Below are 7,351 nucleotides of genomic sequence, written 5' to 3' on the forward strand. Positions count from 1 at the left end.
CGCTGCGGCCGGCGGGCCGCCGCCGTGGTCGCCGCAGTCGCCCCGGCCGCCGGGGTCGCGCCCGGCTCCGCGGGCTTCGGCTTGGCGCGCAGCGAGCTGACGCCCCAGTACAGCGCCAGTGCGCCGAGCAGCAGGGCGAGCTCGGACAGGTCGAAGATCGCGAAGAAGAACGCCCACATGCCCGCGAGCAGCGCGTACCGGGCCCGTCGCTGCGCCGGGTCCGTCGGGTCCCAGCGCGGGCCGGGGTTCTCCTGCGGACCGTCCGGCCCGCCGCCCTGGCCGCCCTCGGGGCGCCGGCCCCAGCCGGCCGAGGAGCGGCCCGGCTGCCGGCTGCTCCACCGGCCCGGGGCCTCGCCGGAGTCCGAGGGTCCGGAGGCGTCGTCGTCCGCGCCCTCCGGTCGCCGCGGCTGCCAGGGCTGGTCCGGCGCGCCCTCGGGCGGCGGCGCGAACGGATTGTTGTCGTCCGTGGACTGGCGTTCCGTACGGCGGCGGTCCGGCATCTGGTGAACGTCTTCCCTCTGTCGTCGCATCGAGGCGCTGGCGCATGTCGTCCGGCGTCGTCCCCAGACGCTACCCCCCGGCCACGCCCCCGTCCCGTGGGGGCCGTCCGGTGTGCCGGTATCGTTGCTGACGGTCGGACCCTTCGTAGGGTTCCCCGTATCGGGGGATGCGATTCGTTCGTACGACCGCACAAACACCACGGAAAGAGTGACCCAGTGGCTCCCGCCCGCCTTGTCGTCCTGGTCTCGGGGTCCGGAACCAATCTGCAGGCCCTGCTCGACGCCGTCGCCGCCGACCCGGAGGGGTACGGGGCGCGGATCGTCGCGGTCGGCGCGGACCGCGAGAACATCGCCGGCCTGGAGCGCGCCGAGCGCGCCGGGCTGCCGACCTTCGTCTGCAAGGTGAAGGACCACGCCACCCGCGAGGAGTGGGACCGGGCGCTGACCGAGGCCACGGCCGCGTACGAGCCGGACCTCGTCGTGTCAGCCGGTTTCATGAAGATCGTGGGCAAGGAGTTCCTCGCCCGTTTCGGCGGCCGGGTCGTCAACACGCACCCCGCGCTGCTGCCCAGTTTCCCCGGTGCGCACGGCGTGCGGGACGCCCTGGCGTACGGCGCGAAAGTCACCGGGTGCACCGTCCACTTCGTCGACGACGGCGTCGACACCGGCCCGATCATCGCCCAGGGCGTGGTCGCGGTGCGGGACGAGGATCACCTGGACGAGGGTGCCGCTCTGCACGAGCGCATCAAGGAAGTCGAGCGCTCGCTGCTCGTCGAGGTCGTGGGGCGTCTCGCCCGCAACGGCTACCGCATTGAGGGACGAAAGGTTCATGTCGGTGAATAAGCCCATCCGTCGCGCGTTGATCAGTGTCTACGACAAGACGGGTCTTGAGGAGCTCGCCAAGGGGCTGCACGAGGCCGGCGTCGAGCTCGTGTCCACCGGCTCGACCGCCTCGAAGATCGCCGCGGCAGGCGTCCCGGTCACCAAGGTCGAGGAGCTGACCGGCTTCCCCGAGTGCCTGGACGGCCGCGTCAAGACCCTGCACCCGCGGGTGCACGCCGGCATCCTCGCCGACCTGCGCCTCGAGTCGCACCGCGAGCAGCTCGCCGAGCTGGGCGTGGAGCCGTTCGACCTGGTGGTCGTGAACCTGTACCCGTTCCGCGAGACCGTCGCCTCCGGCGCGACCCCGGACGAGTGCGTCGAGCAGATCGACATCGGCGGCCCGTCGATGGTCCGCGCCGCCGCCAAGAACCACCCGTCGGTCGCGATCGTCACCAGCCCGGCGCGGTACGCCGACGTCCTCACCGCGGTCGCCGCCGGAGGCTTCGACCTGGCCGCGCGCAAGCGGCTCGCGGCCGAGGCGTTCCAGCACACCGCCGCGTACGACGTGGCCGTCGCCTCCTGGTTCGCGGACGACTACGCCGCCGCCGACGAGTCGGGCTTCCCCGACTTCCTGGGCGCGACGTACACGCGCAAGAACGTCCTCCGGTACGGCGAGAACCCGCACCAGGGCGCCGCGCTCTACGTCGACGGCACCGGCGGCCTGGCCGAGGCGGAGCAGCTGCACGGCAAGGAGATGTCGTACAACAACTACACGGACACCGACGCCGCGCGCCGGGCCGCGTACGACCACGACGAGCCGTGCGTCGCGATCATCAAGCACGCCAACCCCTGCGGCATCGGCATCGGCGCGGACGTCGCCGAGGCACACCGCAAGGCGCACGCCTGCGACCCGCTGTCCGCGTTCGGCGGCGTGATCGCGGTCAACCGCCCGGTCTCCGTGGCGATGGCCGAGCAGGTCGCCGAGATCTTCACCGAGGTCATCGTGGCCCCCGGCTACGAGGACGGCGCGGTCGAGGTCCTCGCCAAGAAGAAGAACATCCGCGTGCTGAAGGCCGACGGCGCCCCGAGCAACCCGGTCGAGGTCAAGCCGGTCGACGGCGGCGCGCTGCTCCAGGTCACCGACCGCCTCCAGGCGGACGGCGACGACCCGGCCAACTGGACCCTCGCGACCGGCGAGGCGCTGTCGGCCGAGGAGCTGGCCGAGCTCGCGTTCGCCTGGAAGGCGTGCCGCGCGGTCAAGTCCAACGCGATCCTGCTCGCCAAGGACGGCGCTTCGGTCGGCGTCGGCATGGGCCAGGTCAACCGCGTCGACTCCGCGAAGCTCGCGGTCGAGCGCGCGGGCGAGGAGCGGGCGCGCGGCTCGTACGCCGCGTCCGACGCGTTCTTCCCCTTCCCGGACGGCCTGGAGATCCTCCTGGACGCCGGTGTGAAGGCCGTCGTCCAGCCGGGCGGCTCGGTCCGCGACGAGCTGGTGATCGAGGCCGCGAAGAAGGCCGGCGCGACGATGTACCTCACGGGCACCCGCCACTTCTTCCACTGATCCGGGGCCGGTCCAGGACGGCCCGCCGGTACGGTCACCGGCGGGCCGTCCTTTTCGGTTCCATGGTCAGATCGAGCAGGTCTTGGCCCAGGTGTGGGACAGGACGGCCGAGCCGGGGGCCAGATCGAGGCGGCGGCCTTTCTCGATGCAGCCGAGGCGCTGTTGCAGCCCCGGCTTCGCGAAGTACGCGACGTGGACGAAGCCCTTGGGGTCGGGGAGGCCGTTGTTGAAGATCGAGCGGGGGCGTGCGGTGTCCGCCCAGGAGCAGTCGGTCTGGCCGTCGAACCAGTCCGGGTCGTCGCCCTCCCAGGCGCACATCTGCCCACCGCCGTCGGCCTGCGAGAAGAAGCAGACCGAACCGGGCGCGCAGCGGTCGTAGCCGGTGGCGGCCTGCACGGCCGTGGTGCTCTTGGAAGGGCTCGCGGCCGGGGCCGTCGGCCCGGTCCGGGGAGTCGTCCGCGGGGCGTCCTCGTCCAGCAGGGCGAGCCCGAAGCCCGTGACCGTCAGGGCGAGTACGGCCGCCGCCGCGAGCAGGGGGCGGCGCGTCCGACGGCGGTGCGGCGCCCGGCCGGCCGCCGCCTCCGCCGTACGCCGCAGCAGCGGCTCCGCGTCGCGGCCCGCCCGCCGTCCGCGCTCCTCGTGCGTACGGCTCAGGCAGTCCGTGACGATCTCCCGCCATGCCTCGGGGAGTTCGGGGGAGAGGCGCAGTTCCTCCTCGCCCCGCGCGTACCGGACCGCCGCGTCCCGGCGGGCCGACGGGGTGCCGCCCGGCAGCGGGAAGCCGTCGGTGAGGACCACATGGGCCAGGACGCCGAAGGCCCAGAGGTCCGCCGTGGGGCGGATCCGCGTGCCGCGCTCGCCGAACTCGGACCAGAGCAGCTCGGGCGGCGTGTAGTCGGCCGTCGCGAAGGCGGCCGAGTAGGCGTGCGTGCCGTCCAGTTCGCTCGCCGTGCTGAAGTCCCCGAGCCGGGCCGAACCGTCCGCCATCAGCAGCACGTTCCCGGGCTTGAGGTCACCGTGCACCCAGCCCGCCCCGTGCAGCTGGGCCAGGCCCTCGCAGACCTGCGTCAGGATCCCCGCCCGTTCCTGCGGCGACAGCCGGGGCAGCGCGGTGTGCAGCGAGTCCGCCGCCTCCTCCAGGACGAGGACGGTCGCGCCGTCCAGCTCCGGGCGCGCCGGGTCGTCGACGGTGAGCGTCTCGTACATCCGGATCAGCCGCGGCGAGCGCAGCCGGCCGAGCAGCTCCACCTCCCGCTCGGCGAGGTCCCGCAGATGGCGCAGCTGGCGCGGGGTGCGGGTGCCGGTCGGCAGGAACTTCAGCGCGGCACGGGCGGGGAGCCCGTCGGATGCGGCGGGTCGGGCCGCCGCGTACACGCTGCCGAACGCACCTGCGCCCAGCGGGCGTTCCACGGTCCACGAGCCGACGCGGTAGCCCTCGGGCACGGTGACGGCGAACGCCTCCGCGCTCACCGCCGTACCTCGCCCGGCACGGCCAGCGCCGTCAGGTCGTCCTCGCGGACCAGGTCGAAGCGGAGCGCGAGGGAGACCAGCGACTCCTTCTTGCCGTTGAGCCGCGGGCCGGTGTCCGCGGTGTCCGGACCGGGCTTGAGCCGGAGCTTCACCGCCAGGTAGTCGATGTTCCACTGCACGGCGGCCCGGTTCACGGCCGGCCACAGCGGGCGTAATCGCGCGCAGACTTCCTCGACGGTGGGCAGCGGCGCGTGCGGCTCGCCGCGCAGCCGGGCCTCGCACAGGGCGGCCAGGACGAGGAAGTACCGCTTGCCGCGGTCCAGCGGGAACGGGAGCGCGGTCGGCTCCCCGCCCGTGTCGGGGCCGAGGCCGCGGACGTAGTCGTGCCGTGGCGCCCAGACGGAGAAGTCGAGCAGCTCCCGCCCCGCGGGCAGCACGACCCGCGCGAACTCGAACGGGATCGGGGCCTCGACCCGTCCCGGGGCGACCTTGACGTGCTCGCCCGCGCCCTCCGGGTTCTCCACGACATAGGTCGAGGCGGAGCTGAAGTTGCTGAGCGCCCAGTGGGTCCCGGCCGCGGCGATCTCGCCGGCGGTACGGGACACCCCGGGGTGCGGGATGTCCAGATGCGGCCGCCCGGCCGCGGGGGTGGCGCGACCGAAGTGGAGCCGCTCGCCCGGGGCCAGCCGCAGCTGACCGGCCGGGGTCGTGGCGTGTGCGGGCACCACGATGATGCTGTACATGGCGCTTCCTTTCCCCGAGGTGTGGGCGTCAGGGTAGGAAGCGGCGATAAACGAACGCAGAACGCAGAACGCGCGACGGCCCGCCGGTCCGGGGACCGGCGGGCCGTGGCGCGTGGAGCGGTGACCGCTCTACGACTACTTCTTGATGACGATCGTGCCGGCGGCACGGTCGTGCCAGCCCTGCAGCTTGCCGGAGTTGTCGAAGAACGGCGACAGGTAGACCAGCAGCTGGCCGATACCGCAGAGGATCGCACCGACCATCGGGACGATCCAGCGGATGAAGCCGCCGCCGATGCCCGGGACCTGACCGGTGTTCTCCTTCAGGACCCGCAGGCCGAGCGCCATCTTGCCGACCGTGGCGCCGAAGAAGGCGACCATCAGCCACTCGTAGAGCAGGCCGACGATGGCGAAGAGCAGGATGAAGCCGAAGAACCCGGCGATCACGCCGCCGGCCGCGGCGCTCGCGTCGTTCACGCAGGTCTGGTACTCGGACCCCAGCGGGTCCAGGCCGTTGCAGTCCTCGATGCTCTTCGCCGCGCCCGCCGCACCGGCGAGGCCGATGGCCGAGATGATGGCGTACACGACGCCGTAGATGACGGCGTCGATCAGGCGGGCGCCGAAGCGCGCACCCATCGTGGCGACCTGCACCGTGCCGAGGACCGGCACGTTGATGTAGCCGTTGTTCGCCTGCAGCGTGCCCGGGGCCTGCGGGGCCGCGCCGTACGGCTGCGCGGGCTGCTGCGGGTAGCCGTAGCCCTGCTGGGGCGGAACGCCCGGCTGCTGCGGCTGCTGCTGCGGGTAGCCGTAACCGGGCTGACCCTGCGGGGGCTGCTGGGGCTGCTGCCCGTACGGGTTGTTCGGGTCGCCGAAGCTCATGTGGGCTGTTTCCTCCGTTGCGGGGACGACGCGGCCACGCGGAGGAAACGGCAAAGACTGATGTGCGGTGCGCCCCCCGGCAGTGCCCGCGGCACTGTTCGGACCCCATCGTCATAAGTGGTGCGTAAGTTTGTCCAGCCGGAAAGCGGATGTGTTGTAGGAGTGCAACCCGAAATCCCCCCGAACCGGGGCGCGATCGGCGGCAGGGCCGGGGTCCGGTCCCGCGCGCCGGGCCCGGCCCGTGGTGTCCGGATTGGAACATGGGCGGGGTCATCCGGGAGGATGGCCGCATGAGCGCGCAGATTCTCGACGGCAAGGCCACCGCGGCCGAGATCAAGTCCGAGCTGGCCACCCGGGTGGCGGCCCTGAAGGAGCGGGGCGTCACGCCCGGCCTCGGCACGATCCTGGTCGGCGACGATCCGGGCAGCCAGAAGTACGTCGCCGGCAAGCACCGCGACTGCGCGGAGGTCGGCCTCGCGTCCATCCAGCGCGAACTGCCCGCCACCGCCACTCAGGAGGAGATCGAGGCGGTCGTCCGCGAGCTGAACGAGGACCCGGCGTGCACCGGCTACATCGTGCAGCTGCCGCTCCCCAAGGGCATCGACGAGAACCGCGTCCTGGAGCTGATGGACCCGGCGAAGGACGCCGACGGTCTGCACCCGACGAACCTGGGCCGCCTCGTCCTGAACGAGCCGGCGCCGCTGCCCTGCACCCCGAACGGCATCATCACGCTGCTGCGCCGGCACGGCGTGGAGATCCGCGGCGCGGAGGTCGTGGTCGTCGGCCGCGGCGTCACGATCGGCCGCCCGATGCCGCTGCTGCTGACCCGCCGCTCGGAGAACGCGACGGTGACGCAGTGCCACACCGGCACGAAGGACCTGTCCGCGCACCTGCGCCGCGCCGACATCATCGTCGCCGCGGCGGGCGTGCCGCACCTGATCAAGCCGGAGGACGTGAAGCCGGGCGCGGCCGTCCTGGACGTCGGCGTCTCGCGCAACGGCGAGGGCAAGATCGTCGGCGATGTGCACCCGGGCGTCGCCGAGGTCGCGGCCTGGATCTCCCCGAACCCGGGCGGCGTCGGCCCGATGACGCGGGCGCTGCTGCTCGTGAACGTCGTCGAGGCGGCGGAGCGCGCCGCCGCGGCCGAGGCGACGCACTGACGTGAAGGGCGTGACCCCCATGCCGACGGATCCCGAACCAGAGGCGTCGGACGCCGAGCCGGAGAAGGCTGCCGAGGACTCGGCGACCGCCGAGGGCTCGGAGACGGCCGACGGCACTGCCGCCGCGTCCTCCGCCGCGCACAAGTCCCGTCGCCCGCCCTCCGTCACGCGGGGCACCGCGCGGCCCGAGGGCGGCGGCCGGGCCGCCCCCGGCGGCGC

The 7,351-nt window shown here is 73.2% G+C and carries 7 protein-coding genes and 1 pseudogene; 4 read left to right on the forward strand and 4 right to left on the reverse strand.

Going from position 1 to position 7,351, the window contains the following annotated elements; translation table 11 throughout:
* On the reverse strand, positions 1-500 hold a 500-nt coding region (locus tag VIU94_RS28600; protein WP_331915549.1), incomplete at its 3' end, for a hypothetical protein.
* Positions 501-716: 216 nt separating this feature from the next.
* Between VIU94_RS28600 and purN the strand changes: the two genes are divergently transcribed.
* Complete coding sequence (gene purN / locus VIU94_RS28605; RefSeq protein ID WP_331915551.1) at positions 717-1,343, forward strand: phosphoribosylglycinamide formyltransferase; 627 nt, start codon at positions 717-719, stop codon at positions 1,341-1,343.
* Positions 1,330-2,883: a bifunctional phosphoribosylaminoimidazolecarboxamide formyltransferase/IMP cyclohydrolase gene (gene purH, locus VIU94_RS28610; protein WP_331915553.1), complete on the forward strand. Its 1,554-nt coding sequence runs from the start codon at positions 1,330-1,332 to the stop codon at positions 2,881-2,883. Before purN ends, purH begins: the two co-directional genes overlap by 14 nt.
* A gap of 66 nt (positions 2,884-2,949) precedes the next feature.
* On the opposite strand, the gene VIU94_RS28615 is transcribed toward purH, so the two are convergent.
* The 3 genes from VIU94_RS28615 to VIU94_RS28625 all read right to left on the reverse strand — a co-directional run bounded on the left by VIU94_RS28615 (position 2,950) and on the right by VIU94_RS28625 (position 5,972).
* Complete coding sequence (locus tag VIU94_RS28615; protein WP_331915555.1) at positions 2,950-4,353, reverse strand: protein kinase domain-containing protein; 1,404 nt, start codon at positions 4,351-4,353, stop codon at positions 2,950-2,952.
* Positions 4,350-5,096: an FHA domain-containing protein gene (locus tag VIU94_RS28620; protein WP_331915557.1), complete on the reverse strand. Its 747-nt coding sequence runs from the start codon at positions 5,094-5,096 to the stop codon at positions 4,350-4,352. Before VIU94_RS28620 ends, VIU94_RS28615 begins: the two co-directional genes overlap by 4 nt.
* A 135-nt stretch (positions 5,097-5,231) precedes the next feature.
* The gene (locus VIU94_RS28625; RefSeq protein WP_331915559.1) at positions 5,232-5,972 is read right to left on the reverse strand and encodes an RDD family protein; all 741 of its coding nucleotides are present in this window, start codon (positions 5,970-5,972) and stop codon (positions 5,232-5,234) included.
* A gap of 290 nt (positions 5,973-6,262) precedes the next feature.
* On the opposite strand from VIU94_RS28625, the gene VIU94_RS28630 reads away from it, so the two are divergent.
* Entirely contained in the window at positions 6,263-7,132 is an 870-nt protein-coding gene (locus tag VIU94_RS28630; protein WP_331915561.1) for a bifunctional methylenetetrahydrofolate dehydrogenase/methenyltetrahydrofolate cyclohydrolase, read from the forward strand.
* 19 nt (positions 7,133-7,151) lie between these two features.
* Positions 7,152-7,351: pseudogene (locus VIU94_RS28635) on the forward strand (DUF3017 domain-containing protein); the annotation flags it as partial.

Source organism: Streptomyces sp., assembly GCF_036566765.1.
In the GTDB taxonomy this organism is placed as follows: Bacteria; Actinomycetota; Actinomycetes; order Streptomycetales; family Streptomycetaceae; genus Streptomyces.